Raw genomic sequence first — 25,421 nt, 5'->3', positions numbered from 1 at the left:
CTCAGCGCTTCACGCGCTTCATCGTGTCCTGGATGAGGTCCACGTACCGGCGGTTCTTCGGGTTGAGCTTGAAGGCCTTCCGGTACGCGTCCTCGGCCAGCGCCCACTGGGCCTCGCCTCGCGCCGCCTCGCCCGTGAAGAACCACGCCTCCTCGCAGCCCGGCTCCTGCTTCACCACCTCCGCCAGCTCCTGCAGCGCCAGCTTGCCATACGCCTCCGGCTTCATCAGATAGCGCGCCCACGCCCTGTACGCCCGGTAGAGCGGCTTCGGCTCGATGTCGCACGCGTACTCGAAGTACTCGAACGCGCCCGGGTAGTTCTCCGCCTTCAGCCGCTTCATCGCCTCGTCGAACTGCGTGGTCGCGTCCAGCAGGTCCGTGCGGATGCGGAACTGCTCCGCCGTCGACGGCCGCCCCGTCCCCGCCTTCTTCTCGCGCGCCGCCTGCCTCCGCTTGCGCCACAGCGCCGCCTGCTCCACCTCCGACAGCGCCCCGTACGCCCGCGCGTACGCCACCAGCAGCGCCTCCGCCTTCTCCTTCAGGTCCGGCGTCTGGAAGCGCAGCGGCGAGAACTTGTCCGCCAGCCCCAGGAATGCCTTGCGCAGCGCCACCGGCTGCGGGTTCTCCGGCACGCCCAGCAGATCGAACGGATCCTGGCTCCGGTGCGACAGGAAGGCGCTCAGCAGCGCGTTCTTCACCGCCTCGTCCTCGTCCGAGAACGGCACGCCCGAGGGCCCCGCCGACGCGAGGGCCGCCGCGTCCACGATCTCGAGGCTCCCCGGCAGCGGCGTGAGGGCCGGACCCGGCATCGGCGCCGGAGCCGTGGCCATCGCCGAGGGCGCGGGCTGCGGCCGCTTGTCCACCTCCTCCGCGAAGTCCGCCAGGCCCAGGATGCAGAAGGCATACAGGCGGCGCAGCGTGGAGTCGGTGTCCAGCCCCGAGCGCTGCATCAGCTCCGGGAAGGTGGGCCGGAAGCGCAGCGCCTGGAAGAGCCGCGCGTCCTTCGAGGACAGCTTCGGCCCCTCCACCCCCGGCACCTGCGCGAAGCGCCGGTCATCCGTGAAGGTGAAGTGCGTGGCCACCTCGTCGAAGGGCATCATGCTCGCGACGCCCGTGAGGATGAGCTGCGCCGGGTTCATCCGTACGCTGGTGTCCGGCGGCTCGATGTCGGCGATGAGCCGGTAGCGCGCATCCGTCCAGCGGAAGCAGTCCAGCAGGCTCATGGCCATGTTCGCCTGCATCTGCTTGTACAGGTCGAACGGGCTGATGAGCCCCTTCTGCACCAACAGCCCGCCGATGGCGACGTCCGTCTGCACGCTCTCCGCGAGCGCCTTCTGGTAGTCCACCTCCGACAGCTTCCCCTTCTCCACCAGGAACTTGCCCAGCGTCTCGTGCAGCAGGTTGCTGGAGAACGACACCGGCGCGCCGTCCTCGAAGGTGATGCGCTTCTCGCGCTGGCGCACCTTCAGCTCCAGCGTGCACGTGCGCTCCTCGACGGACAGCGCGTGCAGCAACAAGGGGAATGGCGTCTCGGCGAGCGCCCCCTCGCGCTGCCTCAGGACGTGGGCGGGGGTGGGAAACATGGAGCCCGCAGCTTAGAGGCCCGCCCCCGCGACTACCAAGACCTCGTACTTTTCCGGCGGAAGCCCTGGTCAGCGACCGAGCGGCCTCACTCGCTGTCGGCCGCCATCCCCGGGTCGTCGTAGAAGCCGTACCCGTCCGGCGAGGGCTCGGGGGCTTGGATGCGGCTGAGGACGGTGAAGCCGAGCGCCAGGACCATCACCAGCGCCACCCCGTAGGCGATGGGACGGCTGGGACGTGCGCGCCAGGCCCACAGCCGCTCGCGTCGGCGCTGGAAACCGGGGGCGGCCACGTACTCCTTCCACGCCTCCTCGCGCACCAGCGCCCCTTCCCCATCCTTGCCGCTCGCATCGAGCGCCCGCGCCAGCAACACCCGCCCCTCCACCGTCCCGGGCCTCGCCGCGTGCAAGCGCTCCAGCGCCTCGATGGCGCCCTTCGCGTCCCCGCGCGCCAGCCGGAAGCGCCCGAGCTCCAGGTCGATGGACCCCATCTGGTAGCCCGGGTCCAGCTTCGCCGCCTCCTTCAGCAGCAGCTCGCCCCGGGCCGCGTCCCCCGCTCCCAGGTACGCCACGCCGAGCAGGAACAGCGTCCGTACGTCGTCGTCCCCCGCCTCCAGGTTGGGCTTGAGCACCTCCACCGCCGCCGCGTACCTGCCCCGCCTCAACCTCAAATCCGCCAGTTCCACGCGCGCCTGCCGGTCATGTGGGTTGGTCTGTAGCACCCGCTCCAGCTTCGACGCGCGCTGCCAGCGACCCAGCGCCCGCAGGGGGCTCGGCAGAATCCCCACGGTGTAGCGATCCGCCACCCACACAAAAGCCAGCACCAGCACCGCCGCGAGCAGCGGGCTGCCCGTCAGCGCGGAGAGCAACATCCACAGGAACCACGAACTCATGGGCCTCGCGTATATCAGCAGAAAATGGCGCCGTACTCCCTACACGGGGAGTGAGGTGTGTCGGAAGGACGTCTGACGTGTTGGGAAGGGCGTCTGACGTGTCGGGAAGGGAGTGTGGTGTGTCGAATCGCCACAGTGGCGTTCCGCCACAGTCCCCTGGCCGCTCTCCAAGTGGGCTCAATTCCCGTCTCGCAAGTCACTTGCACCTGCACGGGCCGGAATTCGCGAACGGCTCACGAGCTGGCATACACTGTGCACTATCGCACAGGGTGACTCCGGTCTCGCGCACGCCCATCAGGAACATCCCTGAGTCCAACGACCGGCAGTCACCTGGCGCAAACAGTCCTTTGTACCCGGTGAACTCGGCCTCCGAGCACCTCATTCCAAATGGAGCATTTCGTGTCCCGAGCCCCTGAAGATGTAACTCGCGACCTCATACGGGTCAGCAGATGGCTCACCGTCGTTCCCGCCCTACTGCTCCTGCTGGGGGCAACGGCGCATGCGGTCGGAGAGCCCCAGTGGTGCGTGGTGAATGGCAACGTCATCCCGGGAGGGTGCTTCCGCGCTCGTGCCGACGCGGATCAACGGGGAGACTTCGCCCTCATCGGCAACGTGATGGGTTACGACTGCCGCGGCGTCATGCCGAAGCCGCTGGCTCCCGTCGGTGGCCCGACCCTGCCGGGCGGAGAGAGCTCCTGCTCCCAGGAGTACGTCGCCGATGACTCGGCCCTGGACATGTACTGGACCTTCCAGGGCGACACGCTCGTGGGAAACAAGGATGTGGCCAACACGCAGTCCTCGAGCCAGGCCATGCTCGAGCTGCCGCCCGGCGCCCAGGTGACGTTCGCGCGCCTGTACTGGTCCGCCACCATCAAGAACCTCGCGAACACGCTGGCGAATCCGCAGCCCGACACGCAGGTCGTCCTGTCTCGTCCCGGTACGAACGGGTTCACGCAGACGCTGAACGTCAATTCCCTGGAAGACCCCTCGCCCATCTGGTGGAGCCAGAAGTGGACGCCCCAGGAACAGTATGACTACCAGTCCTCGGTGGACGTGACGCAGCTCGTCCGCGCTCACGGCGCGGGCATCTACCGCGTCTCCGGCGTGGACTCGATCCCCAAGGTGGCGGGGGTCTACAGCGACACGATGTACTCCGCCTGGTGGATGGTCGTCATCTACCGGGACGAGACGCAGACCATGCGCAGCCTGCGGTTGTTCGACGGCATGCGGGGCATCCACAACGAGACGCAGGAGGTGCTCGTCTCGGGCTTCGTCCTGCCCCCCGACAGCTACAACGCGAAGCTCGGCGTCGTCGCCTTCGAGGGAGACCAGCAGAACGGGACCTCGGACACCAACGACGTCATCTGCGTCTCGGATGCCAGCGATGGCGGCACCATGCCCGTGACGTGTGACGAGACCGCCACCGGCTACCTGCTCGGCGATGATGGTGGCACGGTCACCGTCGCTGGCGGACTGACGCTGAACAACGGCGCGGTGTTGAACCAGGTGAAGGTCAACCCCGCCACCGACTTCTTCAACAGCTCGCGGACCTACATGGGCGTTCCGGTCAGTCGCGACGGCGATCTCCCCCGCACGTCCGGTCATGCCGGCACCAGCCCGGGAATCGACATCGACGTGGCGGACATGTCCTCGCGCATCGGCGTGGACAACAAGACCATCCGGGTCTCCGTCGCCACGAAGGACGACATCTTCTGGCTGGCGGGACTCATCACCTCCGTCGATACGCTGGCGCCGGACTTCAGCAACACCATCAAGAGGGTGACCCCCATCACCACCGGCGCGAACGGCGAGGTGCGTGTCGGCGACATCCTCGAATACGCCATCACCACCACCAACACGGGCACCGATACCTCCAAGGACACGGTGCTCACCGACAAGCTGCCGCCCGAGCTGGCGTACGTGGACAAGTCGCTGAAGCTCAAGGTGGGCAACAGCACGGTGGACCTGACGGACAACGTGGGTGATGACGTGGGTGAGTACTCCGGCGGCACCATCACCGTGCGTCTGGGACAGGGAGCCACCGGTAGCACGGGAGGAAAGATGAAGGTGGGCGACAGCGCCACCATCATCTTCCGGGTGACCATCACCAGCAGCGCGGGTAGTACCGTCAAGAACCAGGCCCTGATCGGTGCCGCCGGTGAAGCAGGCGCGCCGTACAAGATCCGAGGGACCTCCGCGCCCGCCGCCGGGTTCCCCAGCGGGTCCACCACCACACCGATCGGCAGGGCCCCGCCCGCGATCCTCACCCCCACCCAGGGCTCGACCACGAGCAACCACACGCCGCCCATCTCGGGTACGGCCGACCCGGGCAGCAGCGTCACCGTCTACGAAGGCGGCAAGCCCCTGTGCTCCACCGTCGCGGATGCCAACGGCAACTGGAGCTGCACGCCCACCACCCCGCTGGCGGATGGCTCGCACACGATCGAAGCCGTGGCGACCGACACGATGGGCAACATCCTCGTCACGCAGCCCCGCACCTTCACCGTCGGGAATACGACCCCTACCCCACCGGAAACCCAGCTCACCGGAACTCCGCCGTCCGTCAGCACGGGCACCTCGGACACCTTCACGTTCACCTCGCCCACGAGCGGCGCCACGTTCGAGTGCAGCCTCGATAACGGCGCCTGGGCGGCGTGCACCAGCCCGTGGAAGTTCACGGACCTGAGCAATGGCTCCCACACCTTCAGGGTACGCGCCAAGGACCCGAGCACCGGTCTCGTCGATCCCACTCCCGAGAGCTATACTTGGACGGTCAACCGCTCCAGCAATGACTCCGACGGTGACGGAATCCCCGACACCATCGAGACGGCCAACGGCACCAACCCGAACGACGCCGACTCCGACGACGACGGCATCACCGACGGCAACGAGGACAAGAACCACGACGGCAAGGTGGACCCCGGCGAGACCGATCCGCGCAACCCTGACACGGACGGCGACGGCATCCAGGACGGCACCGAGTCGGGCCTCACCTCGCCCCAGGGCTCCGGTACCAACACGAATGTCTTCGTCCCCGACGCGGACCCGAGCACCACGACGAACCCGCTCGACGCCGACTCCGACGACGACGGCATCACCGATGGCAACGAGGACAAGAACCACAACGGTAAGGTGGACGCCGGCGAGACCGACCCGCGCAACCGCGACACGGATGGCGACGGCATCCAGGACGGCACCGAGTCGGGCCTCACCTCGCCCCAGGGCAACGGTACCGACACAGGCATCTTCATCCCCGACGCGGACCCGAGCACCACGACGAACCCGCTCGACTCCGACACCGACCACGGTGGCGTCAAGGACGGCGACGAGGACAAGAACCACAACGGCCGCATCGACCAGGGTGAGACCAACCCGAACGATGCCAGGGATGACAAGGACACCGATGGTGACGGCGTACCCGACGTCATCGAAGTCGATCGGGGTCTCGACCCGAACGACTCGGACACCGACAACGATGGCGTGCCCGATGGCAAGGATGGTCTCACGGACACGGACGGGGACGGCCTCATCGACGCGCGTGACCCGGACAGCGACAACGACGGCATCAAGGACGGCACCGAGTTGGGCGTGACACGCGACACCGCTCCCGCGGGCACCGACCTCAACTCGCCGGACTTCGTGCCGGACGAGGATCCGTCCACCACCACCAATCCGAAGAACCCCGACACCGACAACGACGGCATCAAGGACGGCGACGAGGACCGCAGCCACAATGGCCGCTTCGAGTCCGACGAGACCGACCCGAACGACGTGGACACCGACAAGGACGGCCTCCAGGACGGCGACGAGGACAGCAACCAGAACGGCCTCTTCGAGTCCGGAGAGACCGACCCGAGGGACCCCGACACCGACCACGGTGGCGTCAAGGACGGTGACGAGGTGAAGAGCAACACCAACCCGCTGGACGACATGGACGACCTCATCGTGGCCGGCCGTGGTTGCAGCACCTCGGGTGGCTCGCCCCTGGTGTGGCTGGCGGCGCTGCTGCTCGCCGTGCCGCTGATGGGCTCGCGGCGCTCCTCGCGCCGTGGCACCGCGGTGGCCGGCGGGCTGATGGGCCTCCTGGGCGTGCTGTCCGCTCCGGCGGCGGACGCCCAGGCTCCGGCCTCCTCCCCGCTGTCCCAGTCCGTCGACGTGCAGCGCTACAAGCCCGGCCCTGGCGCCACCGACATCCTCGGTGTCTCCGGCGCCAAGGTGGACGGCCACCTCGGCTGGCACCTGGGGGCCTCGCTCAACTACGCGAGCGACCCGCTGGGCTTCCTCGACCCCCGTCAGGACGACTTCATCTACCAGATCGTCGCCCACCAGATGACGCTGGACCTGATGGGCTCCCTCTCCCTGTGGGACCGGTTCGAGCTGGGCGTCGCGCTGCCCATCACGTACCAGGCCTCGCAGAGCGGCCCCTCCCCCTCGCCGGCCCTCCAGCAGGGGGTGACCGGCGCGGGCCTGGGTGACGTGCGGCTGGTGCCCAAGGCGCACCTGCTGTCCGCGGGCCGGTTCGACCTGGGTGTCGTCGTCCCCGTGCTGTTTCCCAGCGCGGGCGGCAAGGCCTTTCGCGGCGGCTCGAGCGTGGGCGTCCGGCCCCAGCTCATCGCCGAGTGGGGCAACGACAACGGCCTGCGGCTGGTGGCCAACGTGGGCGCCAACCTCCAGCGCGCGGAGCAGGTGCGCAACCTGCGCACGGGCAACGAGCTGATGTACGCGGTGGGCGCCCAGGTGCCCCTCTCCGAGAAGCTCGCGCTCCGGGCCAACCTCGCCGGCGCGTTCGGGCTGACGGACCAGGACATGGAGGAGCGTCCGCTGGAGTTCCTCGCGGCGGTGCAGTACCGCATCAACCCGGGTCTGGCGGCCCACGTGGGCGGTGGCCCGGGCATCACCCGCGGCTACGGCACGCCGGGCTTCCGCGTCTTCGCCGGCATCGACTGGACGCAGCCCGGTGAGCACGCCCCGCCCCCTCCCGCCAACACGGATGGGGATGCGCTCACGGACGACCAGGACAAGTGCCCGGCTGGCGCCGAGGACGTGGACGGCTTCGAGGATGAGGACGGCTGCCCCGACCCCGACAACGACGCGGATGGCATCGTCGACACGCAGGACAAGTGCCCCCTGCAGCCCGAGACGAAGAACGGTGTCCAGGACGACGACGGCTGCCCGGACGAGGTTCCGCCCGCGGACTCGGACAAGGACGGCCTCACGGACGACAAGGACAAGTGCCCGAGCGCCGCCGAGGACGTGGACGGCTTCCAGGACACCGACGGCTGCCCGGATCCGGACAACGACAAGGACGGCGTGCCGGACTGGGAGGACCAGTGCCCCAACCAGCCCGAGGTCATCAACGGCGTGAAGGACGACGACGGCTGCCCCGACGAGGGCAAGTCCAAGGTGCGCCTGGAGGCCAACCGCATCGTCATCCTGGAGAAGGTCTACTTCGCCACGGCCAAGGACGTCATCCTTCCCAAGTCCTTCGACCTGCTGAAGCAGGTGGGGACGGTGCTGCGCGCCAACCCGCAGATCGAGAAGCTGCGCGTGGAAGGCCACACGGACGACCAGGGCAACGACGCCAGCAACCTGAAGCTGTCACAGCGCCGCGCGAACAACGTGCGCGCCTTCCTCATCCGTGAGGGCATCGCCGCGGAGCGCCTCGAGGCGGTGGGCTTCGGGGAGACGAAGCCCGTGGACACCAACAAGACGTCGGCCGGCCGTGAGAACAACCGCCGCGTGGAGTTCAACATCCTGAAGGTGACCGGCGACGAGGGCGGGCAGGCCAGGTAACCCCGTCTCCTACGGTCCCCGGCACACGGCCGGGTAGAAGCGGGGGGGGGCGGGGCCCCCCCCCCCCCCCCCCCCCCCCCCCCCCCCCCCCGCTTCCGTTTCAAATCCCCTCTCCCTCTGGGAGAGGGTTAGGGTGAGGGTCTCCACCCGAGGCAAGCATCGTGTCCTGTCCCCCTCCCGCTCCCCGTCGACTCCTGGTTCCCTTGCTCGTCCCGCTGCTGCTGGCGGCGGCGCCCTCCGCGCCGGCCACTCCGGCTCCACCCCATCTGGAGGACGCGGTCCCCGACACCTTCTCCGGCGTGGAGCGTGTGGTGGCGGTGGGGGACGTGCACGGCGACGTGGACGCGCTGAAGGAAGCGCTGCGGCTGGCGGGCCTGCTCGATGACAAGGGGCGCTGGAGTGGCGGCAAGACGCACCTGGTGCAGACGGGGGACATCCCGGATCGCGGGGAGAAGACCCGCGAGGCCTTCGAGCTGCTGATGCGGCTGGAGGGCGAGGCGCTCGCGGCGGGCGGCCGGGTGCACGCGCTGCTGGGCAACCACGAGGTGATGAACATGCTCGGGGACCTGCGCTACGTCTCCCCGGGCGAGCTGGCCTCGTTCGCGGACCAGGCCACCGGGCCGGAGACGTCCGGCTCGCCGCGCGGGTTCGACGGGCATCGCGCGGCGTACGGGCCGACCGGACGCTACGGCCAGTGGCTGCGCCGGCACCCGGCGGTGGTGCGCATCGACGACACGCTCTTCGTGCACGGTGGAGTCTCGCCGCAGGTCCCCGCGAAGACCCTGGCCGAGCTCAACCGCTGGGTGCGGCAAGATCTGTTCCCCGGCAATCCGCCTGGCGGCGCGGCGAATCCGCAGGGGCCGCTGTGGTTCCGCGGCTACGCGCTGGGCGAGGAGCAGGGCGCGGGGCTCGCGCTCGACGAGGTGCTGAAGCGGTTCGGCGCGAAGCGGATGGTGATGGGGCACACCACCGACCGCGATGGGAAGGTCCGTACCCGCTTCGGAGGCAAGGCGGTGTTCATCGACACCGGCCTGAGCACCGGCTACGGCCGCCACGTCTCCGCGCTGGAGATTCGCGGAGGCAAGGTCACCGCCCTCTACCGTGAGGGACGCGTGGAGCTGGTGACGCCCGTTCCGCCCCCACTCCCGCGCGCTCCCAAGCAGACCGCCCCTCCCCCACGCGGGCAGGTCAGCCCCTGACGCCGCGCAAGTCTCCGTGCACGGCGAGCCAGATGCACGGAGGCTCGCGGGAGGTCCACTCCACGCGGTGCCGTTCATGGGCGGGGAGGAAGGCGTAATCGCCCGGACCGAGCTCGCGGGTCCGGCCGTCCTCCCAGGCGAGCTTCGCGCGCCCCTGAAGGAGGACGACCCACTCGTCCCGCGCCTGGTCGTACCAGTGGCCGGGAGGTGAAGCCTGTCCCGTGGAGACGATGCGCTCGATGAGGACGCCCCTGTCCGGCAGGAGCGGCTCGAACGTCTCCTCCTCTGGCAACGGATTCGGAAGCGCGAACAGGTTGTCCATGTCGGTTGCTCCTATGGGCAAGCGCCAGTTACAAGAGCCGCGCGCTGATGGCGCTGTGCACGTCCGCGCCCGCGTCGGTGAGCACGAGGCGCCGGCCCTCGAGCCTCGCCAGCCCGTGCTGGACCAGCCGCGCCACCTCCGCCCGGCGCGGCGCCGGGTCCTGACCGTAGAGCGCGCACACCGCCTCCCAGTCCACCCCGGAGCGCAGCCGCAGCCCCATGGCCAGCCGCTCCTCGAAGAGCTCCTGGGGGCTCAGCTCCTCGCGACTGGACTCCGGAAGCTTCCCCTCCTCCGCCGCCCGCATGTACGCATCCGAGCCACGCAGGTCCACGTAGCGGTAACCCGCGGGCCGCTCACCCGGCCTGGACGTGAGCAGCATCCCCGTGGCTCCCACGCCCAGCGCGAGGTACTCGCCCCCCGTCCAGTAGAGCGCGTTGTGCCGTGAGTGGAACCCCGGACGCGCGTGGTTGGAGATCTCATAGCGACGCAGCCCGTGCGCGGCGTAGGCGTCGTGGATGGCCTTCGTCATCTCCACCACCTCCTCGTCCGGAGGCAGCGCCAGCTCCCCCTTGTCGAGCTGCCTCGACAGGGGCGTGGCCACCGCCAGCGACTCGCGCTCCACCGTCAGCGCGTAGGTGGACAGGTGCTCGGGCTCCAGTGCCGCGGCCTGACGCGCGTCCGCCTGCGCCTGCGCCCGCGTCTGTCCATGCACGCCATAGATGAAGTCCATGGACACCACGTCGAAGCCCGCCCGCCGTGCCGTCTCGTATGCCGCCACCGCCTGCGTGCCGGTGTGCTCGCGCCCCAGCGCCTTCAGCGTCTCGTCCTGGAAGGACTGCACGCCCAGCGAGAGCCGGTTGACTCCGGCCGACCGGTAGCCCGCGAAGCGCTCGGCGTCCGCGACACTCGGGTTGGCCTCCAGGGAGATCTCCGCGCCCGGCGCCACCGTCAGCCGCGCCGCCACGCCCTCCAGCACGTGCGCCACCCAGCGAGGGTGCCAGATGGATGGCGTGCCGCCTCCGAGGAAGATGGACTCCAACGTCCGTCCGCGCAGCGAGGGCTCCGCCTCCAGCCGCGCGTCCAGCTCCGCCAGCACCGCGCGCGCGTAGCGCTCCTCCGGGACCTGCCGCACCACCGCCACCGCGAAGTCGCAGTACGGGCACTTCGCCAGACAGTACGGGAAGTGCACGTACAGCCCGAAGCGCGCCGCCGGTGTCCCGGTGAGAGGATCGATGGGGCCCGCGAAGTCCATTCCGCGCTACTTCGCCCCGCGCAGTTGCGCGAGCTGCGCCTCCAACCGCGCCAGCTTCATCTTGTAGCTGGCCGCCGTCTCCAGGGCCGTCTCCGCCGCCATCAGCTTGCGCTTCATCGCCGCCACGTCCTCCTTGAGCTGATCGCGCTCGGCCACCAGCCCGGCGGTCGCCTCGGACGACTCGCGTACCAGGGCCTCCGCCTCCGGCGCCGGGTTCTTGCCTCGCGAGGCCTCCAGCGCGCCCTCCAGCATCGTCACCCGCTGCCGCAACCGCAGCACCTGCTCCTCGGCCTCCTGGGCCCGGCGCTCGGCGTCCAGCTCCTCCACCTCCAGCTCCTCCTCCGCCTCGCTCGCGTCCCGCTGCTCCGCCTGCTCCCGCGCCCGGCCCAGCTCCGCCTCCACGTCCGCCAGCGCCCGGGAGAGATCCTGCCGGTCCGATTCCAGCGTCTTCAGCTCGGCCTCCAGCTCGACCACCCGGGACTGGGCCGCCGCCGTGTACTCCGCCTCCTCCTTCGCCTGGGCCTGCACGCGCGCCAGCTCCGCCTCCACGTCCGCCAGCGACCGGGAGAGATCCTTGCGATCCGCCTCCGCCGCCTCGAACTCGGCCCGCAGCGCCGCCACCTGTGTCTCGGCCTGCTCCGCCGCCTCGCCCAGCGCGGACGCGTCCGCCTCCATCCGGTCGCGCAGCTGCACCACCTCGGCCTCGCTCGCCGCCAGGGCCTCCCTCAGCGACGCGACCTCCGCCTCCAGCTCGGCCACCCGCTCCGCCCCGCCCGCCCGCTCCTCGTCGGCGAGCTCCCGCTCCCGCAGCTCCTCGCCGGTGCGCTCCAGCTCGGCCAGGTTCGCCTGGTACTGCTCGCGGACGGCCTCCAGCGCCCCCTGCATCTCGGCGCGCTCGGCGGCCAGCTCCGCCACCCGGTCCTGCGCCAGCGACAGGGCCTCCTTCGCCCCCACCAGCTCCTCGGCGATGGAGCCGCGCGAGCTCCGCTCGTGTTGCAGCTCGCTGGTGACGCGCGACAGCTCCGCCTCCACCTCGGCCAGCGAGCGCGACAGGTCCTTGCGGTCCTCCTCCACCAACTGCAGCTCGCCCTCGAGCTCCGCCACCTTCGCCTCGGCCGCCGCCGTGCGCGCCGACTCGCGAGCCAGCGCCGCCGAGGCCTGCTCCAGCTTCGCGGGCAGCTCCTTCACCCCCGCGAGCTGCTCCCGCGCCTCCATCAGCTGCCTGCGCAGCGTGGCCTCGGAGACGCGCAGGGCCTGGAGCTCGGCCTCGCGCTCCTCGTACAGGGCCCGGGCGCGGGTCAGCGTCTCCGTCTTCTGCTTCACCACCGCGCGGAAGTGCTCGAGCTTCTCCTCCGGCGCGCTGCCCAGGGGCATGCGCGGCTCGGGCGGCTCGGAGAAGGGGTCCGCCGTCCCCACCGGACGCGCCGTGGCGGCCGGGGGCTCGGCGCTCCGAGAGGTCCCCTGCACGGACGGCAGGGACATGGCGGGTCTGAAGGCGGCCGGGGTGGCGGGCGAGGCCTTGCGCGGCGGCAATGGAGGAGGCACGGACGGGGCCTGAGGACGCGCGGCCGTGGAGTCCGAGGACCCGGCCACCTCCTCCACCAGGCTTTCACGCAGCTCCGCGAGCGGATCCATCTCCTCTGACGACCCCATCCCGCCGAGGTTAACGTCCGCGAGCCCTCTTCTCCAGCGGCCTCCGCGGCTCCCGCGCATCCCGCCCTCCCGGCTGGTTTCCAGGCTCACAACAGGGTCGCGGTGAAACACCCCGGGCGTTAGGGACTGGTCGGAAAGGGCTCCGGCTCGTCTTGCCTACCCCCACTGCCGGTGACAGGTTCAGACGTTCCATGGCTCAGCGCTACACACTTCCCAACGGACTCACCGTCGTCTTCGAGGAGCAGCACGCGGCCCGGGTGGCCGCCTTCCAGGTGTGGGTCAAGGCCGGCAGCGCCGACGAGCGCCCCGACCAGGCCGGGCTCGCGCACCTGCACGAGCACATGCTCTTCAAGGGCACCGCCCGCCGGGGCCCCGGGGAGATCGCCCGCGACGTGGAGGCCCACGGCGGGGAGATCAACGCCTGGACGTCCTTCGACCAGACGGTCTACCACATCGTCATCGCCAGCCAGTTCGCCCGCATGGGGCTGGACATCCTCGGCGACGCCATCCGCTCCTCCGCCTTCGACGCCGACGAGCTGGCGCGCGAAATCGAGGTGGTGTGCGAGGAGATCAAACGCAGCCAGGACACCCCGGCCCGGCGCGCCTCGAGGGATCTCTTCTCCACCGCCTACCAGATGCACCCCTACCGCCTCCCCGTCATCGGCACCGCGGAGAGCGTGCGCAGCTTCGACCGGAACAAGGTGCTCGAGTTCTACCGGCGGCACTACACCCCGCGGAACCTGGTGCTGTCCGCCGCGGGTGACTTCACCGAGGCGGAGCTGCGCCGGTGGGTGGAGGACATCTTCGGCGGAGACTGGGGCCGGCCCTACGAGGGCGGCGTGGTCCGTGCGCGCGAGCCCGAGGTGGCCCGCCGCCGCGTGATGCTGCGTCCGGACGAGGTGAAGGAGGCCTACCTCAACCTCGCCTTCCTCATTCCCCAGGCGGACCACCCGGACGTGCCCGCGCTGGACGCACTGGCCATGCTCGCCGGCCAGGGGGACGCCTCGCGGCTGGTGCTGGAGGTGAAGCGCAAGCGCAGCCTCGTCAACGACGTCCACGCGTACGCCTACACGCCGAGGGATCCGGGCCTCTTCGCCACCAGCCTCACGCTGCCACCCGCGAAGCTGCCGCAGGCGCTCGAGGAGACGGTGCGGGTGCTGGCCGCCATGCGCACGGGCCTGGTGCCCGCGGACGAGCTGGCCACCGTGAAGGCCCTCATCGAGGCCGAGTCCGTCTACCAGCGCGAGACGGTGCAGGGCCTGGCGCGCAAGATGGGCCACTACCAGTCCTCCATGGGGGACCTGGAGGCGGAGGCGCGCTACTACGAGGCCATCGCCCGGCTCACCCCCGAGCGCATCCGCGAGGTGGCCGAGCGCTACCTGCGCTTCGACCAGACCATCGTCACCGGACTGATGCCCCAGGGCGCTTCCTTCGGCGCGGAGCAGGCCGAGGAGATATTGGACCGGGTGTCGCGCGAGACGCCCGCCGCCCCGCCCGAGCGCCGGGCCCCCAGGGCCTCCGCCACCGAGCCCGCGCCGCGCATGGGCCGCACCTCGCCGGCCTCTCCGGGCAAGGTGGTGCAGGAGCGGCTGCCCTCGGGAGCGCGCATCCTCGTGCGCGAGGAGCGGGCCGTCCCCCTCTTCGCCATGCGCGCCGCCTTCCCTGGCGGCCTGCGCTACGAGACGCCGGAGACCAACGGCCTCACCACGCTGCTCGGCCGCAGCATCACCCGGGGCACGCCCTCGCACGACGCGGAGGAGATCTCCCACCTCATCGACAGCTTCGCCGGCTCGCTCTCGGGCCAGGGCGGACGCAACTCGGTGGGCCTGCGCGGCGAGTTCCTCTCCCGCCACTTCCAGGCGGCCTTCCGTCTCTTCGCGGACTGCCTCCTGAACCCCAGCTTCCCCGAGGCCGAGGTGACGCGTGAGCGTGCCCTGCTGCTGCAGGACATCCTCACCCGCGAGGACAAACCCAGTGGCCTGGTGTTCGACCTCTTCGGCCGGACCCTCTTCCGCTCGCACCCGTACCGGCTGTCTCCGCTCGGCGAGCAGTCCTCGGTGGAGAGGCTGGGGCCGGACGCGCTGCGCGCCTACCACGCAGCGCACATGGATCCCTCGCAGCTCATCCTGAGCGTGGTGGGCGACGTGAGGGTGGACGAGGTGCTCGCCCTCGCGCACGAGGCCTTTGGCACGTCCCGCGGCCGTGCGGTGCCTCCGCCACGAATCCAGCTCGAGCCGCCCCCCGAGTCCTCGCGCTCGGACAAGCGGGTGCTGGCGCGCGCGCAGACGCACCTCGTACTGGGCTTCCAGGGCCTGCGGGTGGGCGACGGCCGGCGGCACGCGCTGGAGGTGCTCTCCACGCTGTTGAGCGGCCAGGGCGGGCGCCTCTTCGTGGAGCTGCGCGACAAGCGCTCCATGGCCTACAGCGTCAGCAGCTTCTCCATGGAGGGCGTGGACCCCGGCTACTTCGCCGTCTACATGGGCACCAGCCCCGAGAAGGTGGAGGCCGCGCTCGCCGGCATCCGCGAGGAGCTGGCCCGCGTGCGCGACGAGCCCATCCCCGAGGCAGAGCTCGCCCGCGCCAAACAGCACCTCATCGGCACCCATGAGATCGGCCTGCAGCGCAACGGCGCGCGCGCGGCGATGCTCGCGCTGGACGCGTGCTACGACCTGGGCCTGGAGAACTTCCTCCACTACGCGGACCGCGTGGCGGCGGTGACGGCCGAGGACGTGCGCACGGTGGCCCGCCAGCTCATCGACTTCGAGCGCGGCGCGCTCGCCATCGTCGGACCCTGAGCCCCGGAGGCCCTCGGGGCCTCCCCCCTTCCCGCAAAAGAAAATCCCCTCTCCCACACAGGGGGGAGAGGGGATGGGCTCACCGGGCCTCGTCGGAGGCCCGGCTCACCACCACGCCGGACTCAGTCGCAGTTCTCGGCGTTCTCGTGACGGCACTCGTGCAGGTTGCGCGGCACCTCGAGCCAGTACACGTCCGGCGTCACGTTGCTCTTGTCGCGCAGCTTCTCGGTCCTGGGCGCATCACCCGGGTTCGTCACCGCCACCTCGTAGCGGATGCCGCCCGTCTTCGACAGCGAGATGATGGGCGGAGCCTCGGTCGGGGGCGCCGACGTCGGACGCGCCTTGTTGGGCAGGTACCCGAGCAGCTTGCCCGTGTCATCCATCACCCGGAAGCCCTCGGACTGATCCGGCAGACCGGTGATGACGTCCGCCTGCCACGAGTAGGACATGTCACCGATGCCAGACAGCGAGCAGGCCGCGGCACCGACACCCGCGGACGGCGCGAAGCTGGGCCAGAAGACGACGCCCGCGAGCACGGTGGAACCGGCCGCCGTGCGCTCCTGCAGACCGTTGTACCTGACGAACCAGCCCGGTCCCTCCGTCAGACCGCGCTTCGTCGTGGACTTGAGCAGCTCGCCCACGGGCAGGTAGCGCAGGATGTTGCCCGAGGAGTCAGTGAACTCCTGGTAGGCGCTGTCCGGAATGGTGACGTCCATCAGGGAGCAGACCTTGCCCGTGCCGCAGTCGAAGCCAGGCGTGTCCGTCACGCGCAGGCCGTCGAACGCGACCGCGGTGGCCTCGCTGTTGAACTTGCGCACCGCGCCGCCGTACGAGTGGAAGCCGAAGTAGCGGTTGCCCACCACCAGGGCCTTGTCGCTATCGGTCAGCTTCAGGTCACCGTGCGTGCTGGTGTTGAGGTTGGCCTTGGTGCACGTCCACATGCCACTGGACTTGGTGCACGAGGACTCGGTCTTCGTCGTCGCCGCGTACGTGCTGCTGCCGATCGACGAGGCGGGGCAGCTGATGTCGAGGTTCGTCAGCTCCATCTTCGAGGAGCCGCACGTCGCCTCCACGGCGCCGTTCCACTTCTCATCGTTGGTCACCAGCTGGCCACCGGAGTACTGCAGGATGTTGGTGCGCCGCCTGCCGTTGACGTCGCCGGAGAACTCGGCCCTCACGTCGCACTTGAGCCGGATGCAGGCCAGCAGGTCGTCCGGACCGCAGTCCGCGCCCGGCGTGGTGCGCATGTGCTGGCGGTCGCCCGTACCCACGAAGCTGCGCAGCCAGCCCGTCTCCGGCTGCAGGATGTTGGAGGCCACGTGGAAGATGGGCGCCTTCTGGAAGGCGTTGCGCGGTCCGTTGGACGAGCCGTCGTCACGCGCCATCTCCAGCGAGCGCGAGCCGAACCAGTTCGTCACCCGGCCGGTGCCGTCCAGCTTGCCCGGCTCCCAGAAGCGGAACGTCCACACCTGGCCGCCCATGTCGCCGACGACCATCGTGTCGAAGAAGCCGTCCAGGTCGTACTGCACGTTCTCCGCCTTGCCGATGTCCACCAGGGACGCCGAGGCCACCACGGGCTGCATGTGGTTGAGCACGGCCTGGTAGGGCGTGGTGGAGCCGTTGTTGGTGGGGTGGGCCTCGGCGGACCACAGCGTCTCACCCGTCCAGGCGTCCACCATGTACACGCCGCGGCCGCGCGAGAGGTCCGGGCTGTAGCCACCGTTGAGCACGGTGATCCACCGCTCCTCCCAGCCACGGGTGGTGTTGGGCGTGGGACCGGTGAGGGCCTCGAGGCGCACCGGCCCGATGGGCGGCGGCTTGGGCGCGAAGTTGGACCAGGACTGACCCATGGAGGACGACACGGGGTCGCACGCGTTGGGGAACATCCAGCGGAAGGGCTTGCCGTCCACCTTCAGCATCTCGCGCGGATCCGTCACGTCCAGGCCCACGTAGCGCTGACCACCACCGCGCTCGGTGATGACGGCGAGGGTGCGGAACTCCGCCGTCTGCTTGATGCCGTCCTTGGCACCCACCAGGCCGTCCGCCCAGATGTCACGCACCATGGGCGTGCCGTCCACGAAGTAGTCGTGGCCGTTCACCAGCAGGCCCAGCTTGGGCATCAGGTCCGGCGGGATGAAGGCCCACATCTCCTGGCCGGTGCCGATGTCGTAGATGTCGTCCAGGGCGCCGTTCTTTTCCTTGTTGGGGAGGACCGTGCCCACGTGGATGGCGTGGAGCATGCCGCCGTTGGAGCCCACCAGCGCGATGCGGTCGCGCTTCTCGTTGTTCTTCCGGTACTCGTCATACGCGCCGTACTTCAGCGTCGAGCTGCGATCCGGAGACATGGGCGTGGGCATGTAGCAGGGCTTGGGACTGCCCGTCGCGCACCGCGGCTCGTTGCTGATGGAGGTGGAGAAGTCCTCGTAGAGCGTGGACACGCACTGGCCGCTCAAGCCCAGGGTGCACAGGAAGGGCTCGGCGGGCGGCTCCACCGTCACGGGCGTGGAGTGGAAGATGTCCGCCAGCTTGCAGGACTTGTTCGGGTTGTCCGCGCACGGGCGCTCCGTCCTGGCGACCGGGCAGTTCTCGCCGGAACCATCCAGGCACGTCTCCATGAGGGTGATCTTCGGGAGATCATTGCCGGCCTTCAGATCGAAGACGTTCATACCGCGCACGTAGCGGATGAGCTGGGTGGCGCAGTACTTCTGGTCCGCCTCGGTCCCCTTCCACTCGCCCTTGTTCTGCTTGGCGTAGAGCGTGACGCAGAAGGAGTCACCGCCCGACAGCAGGGTCTTCTTGAGCTGGTCGACGTTCTTGACCGCGAACTCGACGGGCGGGTTGTCCGCGTCGGTGTACTTGCCGTCGTTGTTCTTGTCGATGAGCGTGAAGATGCAGCGACCACTCGTCGGATTGAGCGGATCGTCGCGGTTGCAATCCTCGTTCGCGCTGCGGTTGCCGACCGTCTCACCGAAGTCCCAGAAGGGCTGCGCCGGGGTGCCACCCTCCAGCTTGCCGTCCGAGTTCACCATGGCCGTGTTGACCTTGACCCAGGTGCCCTCCACGTTCTCCTGGACGATGTTGTCGACCGTGAAGCTGGAGATGGTCGGGGCGCCACCGGAGAAGCCCGCCGGCTTGTCCAGGAAGAAGGTGTCGTCGCAGTCCTTGTCGTTGTTGAGGTCGAACGGATCGCCCGCCGTGCTCTTGGCATTGACGTCACTGCAACCCTGGGCGAACTCGCTGAAGTAGAAGAAGCGGTAGAGGTGGCCCTCGTACGGCTGACCGCGGCGCGGGATGAAGCGGGGCACGTACACGGACGACTGCATGCCGCCCGTCTGCACGCCGGAGATGTTGGCCGAGGCGAACGCGGTGGACAGCTGCTTCAGGTCACCGAGCGCGTCAGTGATGTGCGTGCGCAGATCATCGGGATTCTTGGCGGTGTAGAACTTGCCCTTGCCGGCCAGCGCGATGCTCTGGAGCATGGGGCTCGAGTCGCCGTAGCCGATGGTGTACGTGCGCATCGACTGCGTGCCCGGCAGGTCGTCGCGCAGGTCCATGTTGGCCATGAAGAAGGCGACGTCATCCATGAAGTTCTTGTTGCCCACCCCCAGACCCGTCGGCCAGTTGTACGCGTTGTAGTCGCAGTCCGGCTTCGTGGCCTTGGTGCCATCCGCGTGGAAGAACTGGTCGCAGTAGTTCACTCCGCCCACGTTCCCGTTGTTCTCCGGGTCGACCGGATTGAACGTGAGGGGGGTGCCATCCGGATGCTTGGCGCCCTTGGCGATCAGCAGCTCCATCATCTTGGTGATGGGCACCGAGTTGTCGTAGAGCGGGGCGCCGTCCGCCAGGACGATGACGGAGTTGACCTGGCAGCTGAAGCACACGGACTTGCGGCCGTCCCACGGCGTCTCCCACGTCTGCACGCCCTTGACCCACTCGTCGCTCTGGGTGGCCCAGAACTTACCCTCCGTCATACCCGTGTAGACGGTGTCATCGTACGTGCCGCCGTTGCAGCAGCCCGGCCAGCCCCAGCCCGGGTTGAGCGGCTGCTTGAACCAGTTGAGCCACTTGTCGTCCTGGCGCTGCGAGGAGAAGTAGGCGCCCAGGCCGAAGAGGGCCTCGCCGATGGAGCGCTCGTTGTTGCGGAAGATCGTCTGGTTGACGGCCTTCATCAGCTTGGGCCGGTCGAGCTGGTCCTCGTTGATGACGGGGAAGGACTGATCGCAGCTGGGCCGCAGCGGCTCGAGCATCTGGGGCGGGTCGTACCAACCATTGTTCGGACCGAAGGTGGCCACGCCCATGCGCACGTTGGGCGCGCCGGCGATGACCTGCTTCAGCACCTTGCGCGCCACCACGAACTTGGGCGGACGCACGTTGAGCACGCGGCCACTGAGGACCCACTTGCGGTACGCCTCGACCGGAAGCGGCGGCTCGTCGAACGCGCGCTCGGGGCCGTTCATGCCGTAGGTGTAGGGATCCAACGGGTGCGTGACGATCGGACCACGCCACCAGCCCTTCGTCGTCAGACACGAGATGCACTCGTTCATGATGGCGGGCTTGAGGTAATAGATGTCCTTCCAGTTCAGCGCGTTCCAGCAGGCCGACGCCGCGTCCGTGGAGCCGCTGGTCGTGCGGTTGTCGAAGGAGAGCGAGGCGGGGGCCTCGTTCACCACCATCGACACGCGGCGGCCACGGGACTGGTAGAACAGGTTCGGGTTGAAGAACTGGGGCGAGGTGGTGCTGAAGTCGGCATCCGCGTCGTAGGGGACGGAGCCATTGAGCTTCGGATCGGAGCTGTCCTTGTTGAACCAGCTCATCGCCGTGACCAGCGCCGGATCCGTGCAGCCCAGGCCGACGTTGAGACCCGCGTGACCATCGGCGCCGATCTCATCGGACCTGTCCACGCCGGGAGGGGTCGGGACGGCACCCGCGTTTCCGTTCACCTCGGGCAGGAAGTCCGGGAAGTCCTGCATCGAGTCGTTGTTGCCGAGCAGGAAGATGGCGCTGGGCGGGCTGGAGGGGATCTCGAAGAAGTCCTTGTCGGCCCCCACCGCGGGGCTCATCATGGAATCGCCCATGGTGACGCCGCCCGTGCAGCAGGCGGCCAGCTCCGGCATGGCCACGGTGCCCGAGCGGCTCTCCAGGGCCAGGAATCCCACGCCCCCCGCCACCACCACTCCTGCGGCAAGTCCCAGCCTGCGGCTCCACGGCCGCTGCAGGGTGCGTCGTATGGTGTCGAAGTCGATGCGCATCATGAATGGCTCCTAGAGACCGAACCGCACCACGAACTCCACTTCGGTCCCACGACCGTTTTCGTCCAAGCAGTGTACGGTAATTTTATGCGGAACACCGTCAAACGTGGTTTTCCCGACGCTATTCGTCAAATCCCTCAGCGCGCGCCGGTCACCACCCGCCTTCGACTCGACGACGGTGATACCGCTCACTGACACCTGTTGTCCGATGTGGCCACTGCGCGCACAACGTGTGCCTTCCTTGATCTGACCGGGGGGGCAGTCAGCGGCTCCCGCCGCGTTGATGTCCACGTTGACCGCCGTGAGCTCCGCGGGCTTGCCGGTGAACATATCGAAGCGGGAGAGCATGTACTGGCGGCCCGCGTCCGCGCACGCGAGCAGCTCGTCGCCGGTGCGCTCGTTGCGGGCCGCGCCCAGCTCGCTGTGGGAGAACGTCACCGCCGCGGCCGCCAGCAGGCTGATGACCGCCAACAGCACCACCACCAGCAGCAGAACGGAGCCGCGTCTGTCGAGGCGTCTCTTCATGGCAAATCTCCTAGCCTCCAGCACAATTGAAATCATCGCTGGGAAGAACGCCCTTACAGGCGTTCACCGTGGTCGAGTCCAAGGAATAAACGGGGATGGGCATCTCCGAGGAGCGCATGTTCCGCACCTGGACCGTCATCTCGGAGAGGATGCGCCGGAAACCATAGGGCGCGTTCAGAATCTCGGGCCGGCCCGCGAAGGCGGGAATCCTGTTCATGAAACCAGGGCTGATGCCCGAGTCGCGGGTGCTGGTGCGCGCCACCAGGGCCACACGCACGGCGCGGATGTTGGCCGGGTTGTTCGCGTCCAGCGGAATGCTGTAGGGGGGATCGGGCGCCGGGAGGGTGGGGATCGGCGTCAAGGTCGTGCCGTCGGCGCGCACGAAGGTGACGCGCATCGCCTCGATGTCCTCGGCCACCGGCTCACCGAACGCGTTCGCGTCCTTCTCCTCCAGCCCATGCCGGCGGAACAGGTAGGGCCGGCCCGGCGTGCCCGGAATGCCATCATCATCGATGAGCTGGATGGAGTAGTCGTAGACGTCGATCTTGAAGACGTGGATGGACAGCCCACCCGAAGCCGTGTTGAAGCAGCTCGGTTCGAAGTTATTGACGTTGGTGAAGTCCTTGACGTTGGGGAAGATGTCGGTCCCCGACCCGATCTGCAACATCAGGTCTCCCTTGGCCGCGGGAGCGCTGAGCCGCGCATACGTCCATTCTAGCGCGCCCGGGCATACCAACTGGATGATCTGCCCCCTGCGCAGCGACGCGGGCAGCCCCTTGGCCAGGTTGATGGTGGTCGTGCCCTTGATGATGTTGGAGGCAACCGCGTTGAAAGCCGGGTCGCGCATACGGAAGACGAGCCGGTCCGAGCGGTTGGTGGCCGCGTTGTCGTACCAGTCGGCCGGGAAGTCGAAGGCCAGGTACGGCTCGATGCCGTAGCCGGCCATGCGCAGGTTGCGCACCACCATCTGGTGGGTCTGCCGCAACGAGGCCTGGCCTCCGCGGATGCCCGCCTGCGTGTAGAAGGACTGGGTGTAGCCGAGGAAGGCGGCGGAGACCGCGAGCACCGTGACGAACGTCACGGCGGTGCCCACCAGCAACTCGATGATCGTGAAACCGCGTTGCCGCCGCATCACACGCCTCCCATCTGGATGCGCATCGCCTGCGTGGTGACGACACGCGGCACGCCCGCGTCCGTGTACATGACCTTCACCCAGATCTGCATGCGCCGCACTTTGTCGCTCACGTCCTGCAGGCGGACGATGTAGTAGCGCTTGAACTCGGTCGTCACACCACTCTCGTCGGTGAAGCTGGCCGTGGCCAGGCCGGCGAACTTGTCGGGGCCCAGCATCATGATGCTCTCCTCGCCATGCATGCACTCCAGATAGGAGGCGTGGTCTCCGGACGAGGGGTCGAGCAGCTTGTGGTCCTTGTCCAGCGGATCCTCCGCGCACAGCGGATCGGACGCGCTGAGCCGCGGGTCGTTGAAGGGCCAGAGTTGGATCTGCTCGGCCAGGTCATTGGCGATGTCGGTGGCCTGCATGAGCCGGCGTGCCTGACCGGTGGCACTGCGCGCCTGGACGAGCGCGCCGAGCAGACCGACCAGGCCCACGAGGAACACCACCGCGGCGATCAGTGCCTCGATCGTCGTGAAACCGTTACGTGCGTGAGAAGGAACGCGTCGCAGCATGGGAGTCACCTCTAGTGCGGCTTCGCCGTGTGCGCGTTGGCCGAGAAGGTTCGCACGAGGCCGGTATTGGTGATGACGACGGCCTGGGCGTTCTCGACCCCGCCACCGCCCGTCGGCATGAAGGTGATGGAGCCCGAGCCGGCCGGCTGCCGGTTGCCCGCGGCATCGGCGAGCACCACGGTGCCATCCGGCTCGAAGAAGACGACGCCGCGCAATGGCTCGGCGGCGCCGTCCCCCGTGCAGAAGGTGCACGCCGTGTCGTTGGGGACGAAGCAGAAGGGCGGAGGGAAGGTGTCGGAGCCCGTGGTGGGGCCCTTGGCGAGGCCGATCTTGTCGGACATCAGCGAGGTGCAGCCCGCATGCGCCACCGAGCCGACGGCGGACTTGAAGCCATTCTGCAGCACCCGCACCGACGGGTTGAAGTGCCCCGAGTCGAGCAGCGGGAAGTAGTCCTTGCCCGCGGGCGCGGGGGGCGAGCCGGGCTTCAGATCGTCCAGGGTCTTCCAGGGCGTGTCGCTCAGCGTCTTCTGAAGATTCGAATAGGCGTCCACCACCACCCAGTACTGGATGGGGCTGCCCGCTCCGTATTTGTCCGCGTTGACGATCACCGCCACACGCTGGTTGCGGCCATAGGCGTGAGAGCGCGCGCTCGAGAGCACCGCGGCGAACTCCAGCGCGCCTCCCGTCAGTCGCGTCCGCTGGGGCAGCACCTCCAGCGCGGCATAGGAAAGAGCGGCGAGGATGCCCACAATGCCCAGGGCGGTCGCCATTTCCACCAGGGAGAAACCGGCATTGCGACGGGTACGCTTCATAGGGAGTCCATCAGCAGGCGCCCCCCGTGAGCCATCACCATCCTCGACCGGGCGCCCAGAAACGGGTCTGAATCCAATTGACCTTCTACGGGTCCGCTGCGGGGCAGCTTACCGCAAATTCCGACGGCGGATCATCGCATCCTGGGGACCCCAGCGGGAGAGGCGACGGAGCGAGCACTCGCCTTCGGAAATTTCTTTCCCCGCTGGAGCCATCCCGGCATCTTCCGGCCAGCAACGATAGACGCGGGAAGGACGCAATGACGGGGACGTACCAGACACTCACGGTGGATCTGCCGGAGACGGAGTCGGAGGCGGCGCAGGATCTGCTGCACGAGGCGGGGGCGATGGGACTGGAAGTGAGGGATCGGGAGAGCCTCATCATGCCGGGAGTGCGAGCGCCCGCGGCGGGCGAGTCCATCCTGGTCGCCTACTTCGAGGACACCCAGACGGCGGAGGCGGCCCGGGCGGAGCTGGCCGAGGCCTTCCCCTCGGCGCGGATGCAGCTGTCCCAGGAGCAGCAACAGGACTGGAGCAACGCCTGGAAGGCGCACATCAAGTCCGTGCAGGTGGGCCGGCTGTGGGTCGGTCCCCCCTGGGAGGCGCAGAGCGCCCCATCCGACAAGGTGCGACTCGTCATCGAGCCGAAGATGGCGTTCGGCACCGGCGACCACCCCACCACCTCGCTGTGTCTGGGTGCGGTGGACGACTACATGGCCACCCATCCGGGTGCGAGTGTGCTGGATGTGGGGACGGGTACGGGTGTGCTGGCCATCGCGGCGAAGAAGCTGGGAGCGGGCCGGGTGGTGGGCACGGACAACGATCCGGTGTCGGTGGAGCTGGCGCGGGAGAACGCGCAGGACAACGGCACGCCGGACGTGGAGCTGTCCGGCAAGGAGCTGACAGAGGTGGAGGGCACCTTCGAGCTGGTGGTGGCCAACATCCTGGCCAACACGCTCATCGAGCTGGCCCCGCTCATCGTCCCCAAGGTGAAGGACAGGCTGGTGATGGCGGGCGTGCTCGCGCACCAGAAGGCGGACGTGGAGGCGGCGTACGTGAACCTCGGGCTGGTGCCGGAGCCCGGAGCCCAGCAGGGCGAGTGGGTGCGCCTGGACTTCCACCGCGCGAAGTAGCCCGGTCCCCGGGGCGCGGCCTAGAGTCGCCCCCATGCTGAAGCCCCACACCCAGGCGCTGTTCGACGAATACACCTCGTCCCATCAGCACCCCACCAACCGCCTCACGCACAAAATCGCCATTCCCCTCATCGTCCTGCACATCGTCGCCATGCTGGACTGGGTGCGGTTGGTGTCCTTCCCCCTCATGCCCGGTGGCGAGCTGACCCTCGCCCACGTGGCCTGGGTGCTCGCCTCCATCTGGTACCTGCGCGCGGATGCGAAGCTCGGTGGCATCGTCTCCGTCGCCATGGCCTTCTGCATCCCGCTCGGCCGCGCCCTGCCCGGCGGGTTCGTCGTCGCCATCGCCATCGGCGGGTGGCTCGTCCAGCTCGCCGGCCACGCCGTCTGGGAGAAGAAGTCGCCTTCCTTCTTCACCAACCTGGTCCACGCCCTCGTCGGCCCCCTGTTCTTCGTCGCCCTGCTCACCGGGGACTACAAGCTCGGGGCGCAGGCGCAAGCCGCGCCCCAGTCAGCCAGGTAGAGGGCAC

At 68.8% G+C, this 25,421-nt stretch carries 15 protein-coding genes; 5 read left to right on the top strand and 10 right to left on the bottom strand.

The annotated features are described in order from the left end of the window. Position 1: 1 nt before the first annotated feature. Both NR810_RS13630 and NR810_RS13625 read right to left on the bottom strand, forming a co-directional pair. On the bottom strand, positions 2–1,582 hold the full coding sequence (locus tag NR810_RS13630) for a DUF4388 domain-containing protein (protein WP_257452551.1): 1,581 nt from the start codon (positions 1,580–1,582) through the stop codon (positions 2–4). 86 nt (positions 1,583–1,668) lie between these two features. Then, a complete protein-coding gene (locus NR810_RS13625) occupies positions 1,669–2,472 on the bottom strand; it encodes a tetratricopeptide repeat protein (protein WP_257452549.1) in 804 nt (267 codons plus the stop codon). A 399-nt stretch (positions 2,473–2,871) separates the two neighbouring features. Between NR810_RS13625 and NR810_RS52115 the strand changes: the two genes are divergently transcribed. Both NR810_RS52115 and NR810_RS13610 read left to right on the top strand, forming a co-directional pair. After that, positions 2,872–8,265 carry an OmpA family protein gene (locus NR810_RS52115; protein ID WP_326522500.1) on the top strand — a complete coding sequence of 1,798 codons (5,394 nt, stop codon included), beginning with the start codon at positions 2,872–2,874 and terminating at the stop codon, positions 8,263–8,265. A gap of 161 nt (positions 8,266–8,426) precedes the next feature. Further along, on the top strand, positions 8,427–9,464 hold the full coding sequence (locus NR810_RS13610) for a metallophosphoesterase (RefSeq protein ID WP_407653773.1): 1,038 nt from the start codon (positions 8,427–8,429) through the stop codon (positions 9,462–9,464). On the opposite strand, the gene NR810_RS13605 is transcribed toward NR810_RS13610, so the two are convergent. Genes NR810_RS13605 through NR810_RS13595 form a run of 3 tightly spaced genes read right to left on the bottom strand, consistent with a single transcriptional unit; the run spans position 9,454 to position 12,673 of the window. Next, positions 9,454–9,786, bottom strand: coding sequence for a cupin domain-containing protein (locus NR810_RS13605; RefSeq protein ID WP_257452546.1), 333 nt, complete (start codon positions 9,784–9,786; stop codon positions 9,454–9,456). The two genes, NR810_RS13610 and NR810_RS13605, sit on opposite strands and share 11 nt — an antisense overlap. A 28-nt stretch (positions 9,787–9,814) precedes the next feature. Next, entirely contained in the window at positions 9,815–11,038 is a 1,224-nt protein-coding gene (hemW, locus tag NR810_RS13600) for a radical SAM family heme chaperone HemW (RefSeq protein WP_257452543.1), read from the bottom strand. A gap of 6 nt (positions 11,039–11,044) precedes the next feature. Next, positions 11,045–12,673: a coiled-coil domain-containing protein gene (locus NR810_RS13595; protein WP_257452532.1), complete on the bottom strand. Its 1,629-nt coding sequence runs from the start codon at positions 12,671–12,673 to the stop codon at positions 11,045–11,047. A gap of 209 nt (positions 12,674–12,882) precedes the next feature. Here NR810_RS13595 and NR810_RS13590 point away from each other — a divergent pair, with 209 nt between their 5' ends. Continuing rightward, positions 12,883–15,486 carry a M16 family metallopeptidase gene (locus tag NR810_RS13590; protein WP_257452530.1) on the top strand — a complete coding sequence of 868 codons (2,604 nt, stop codon included), beginning with the start codon at positions 12,883–12,885 and terminating at the stop codon, positions 15,484–15,486. Between the two features lie 122 nt (positions 15,487–15,608). Here NR810_RS13590 and NR810_RS13585 read toward each other — a convergent pair whose 3' ends face one another. Genes NR810_RS13585 through NR810_RS13565 form a run of 5 tightly spaced genes read right to left on the bottom strand, consistent with a single transcriptional unit; the run spans position 15,609 to position 23,761 of the window. After that, a complete protein-coding gene (locus tag NR810_RS13585) occupies positions 15,609–20,738 on the bottom strand; it encodes a pilus assembly protein (protein ID WP_257452528.1) in 5,130 nt (1,709 codons plus the stop codon). Between the two features lie 9 nt (positions 20,739–20,747). After that, positions 20,748–21,260: a PilX N-terminal domain-containing pilus assembly protein gene (locus NR810_RS13580; RefSeq protein WP_257452525.1), complete on the bottom strand. Its 513-nt coding sequence runs from the start codon at positions 21,258–21,260 to the stop codon at positions 20,748–20,750. Between the two features lie 10 nt (positions 21,261–21,270). Then, positions 21,271–22,392, bottom strand: a complete 1,122-nt coding sequence (locus NR810_RS13575) for a prepilin-type N-terminal cleavage/methylation domain-containing protein (RefSeq protein WP_257452523.1) — start codon at positions 22,390–22,392, stop codon at positions 21,271–21,273. After that, entirely contained in the window at positions 22,392–22,949 is a 558-nt protein-coding gene (locus tag NR810_RS13570) for a type IV pilus modification PilV family protein (protein WP_257452522.1), read from the bottom strand. The genes NR810_RS13575 and NR810_RS13570 overlap by 1 nt, the downstream gene beginning before the upstream one ends. Positions 22,950–22,960: 11 nt before the next feature. Next, positions 22,961–23,761 carry a pilus assembly FimT family protein gene (locus NR810_RS13565; RefSeq protein WP_257452519.1) on the bottom strand — a complete coding sequence of 267 codons (801 nt, stop codon included), beginning with the start codon at positions 23,759–23,761 and terminating at the stop codon, positions 22,961–22,963. Between the two features lie 257 nt (positions 23,762–24,018). Between NR810_RS13565 and prmA the strand changes: the two genes are divergently transcribed. Together prmA and NR810_RS13555 are read left to right on the top strand one after the other, a co-directional pair. Next, positions 24,019–24,891 carry a 50S ribosomal protein L11 methyltransferase gene (gene prmA, locus NR810_RS13560; RefSeq protein ID WP_257452516.1) on the top strand — a complete coding sequence of 291 codons (873 nt, stop codon included), beginning with the start codon at positions 24,019–24,021 and terminating at the stop codon, positions 24,889–24,891. A 34-nt stretch (positions 24,892–24,925) separates the two neighbouring features. After that, a complete protein-coding gene (locus tag NR810_RS13555) occupies positions 24,926–25,414 on the top strand; it encodes an Mpo1 family 2-hydroxy fatty acid dioxygenase (RefSeq protein WP_257452503.1) in 489 nt (162 codons plus the stop codon). Positions 25,415–25,421: the final 7 nt, after the last annotated feature.

Source organism: Archangium lipolyticum, assembly GCF_024623785.1.
Lineage (GTDB): Bacteria > Myxococcota > Myxococcia > Myxococcales > Myxococcaceae > Archangium > Archangium lipolyticum.
Note: the sequence above shows the minus strand (reverse complement) of the source record. Positions and strands in the feature narration are given on the sequence as shown.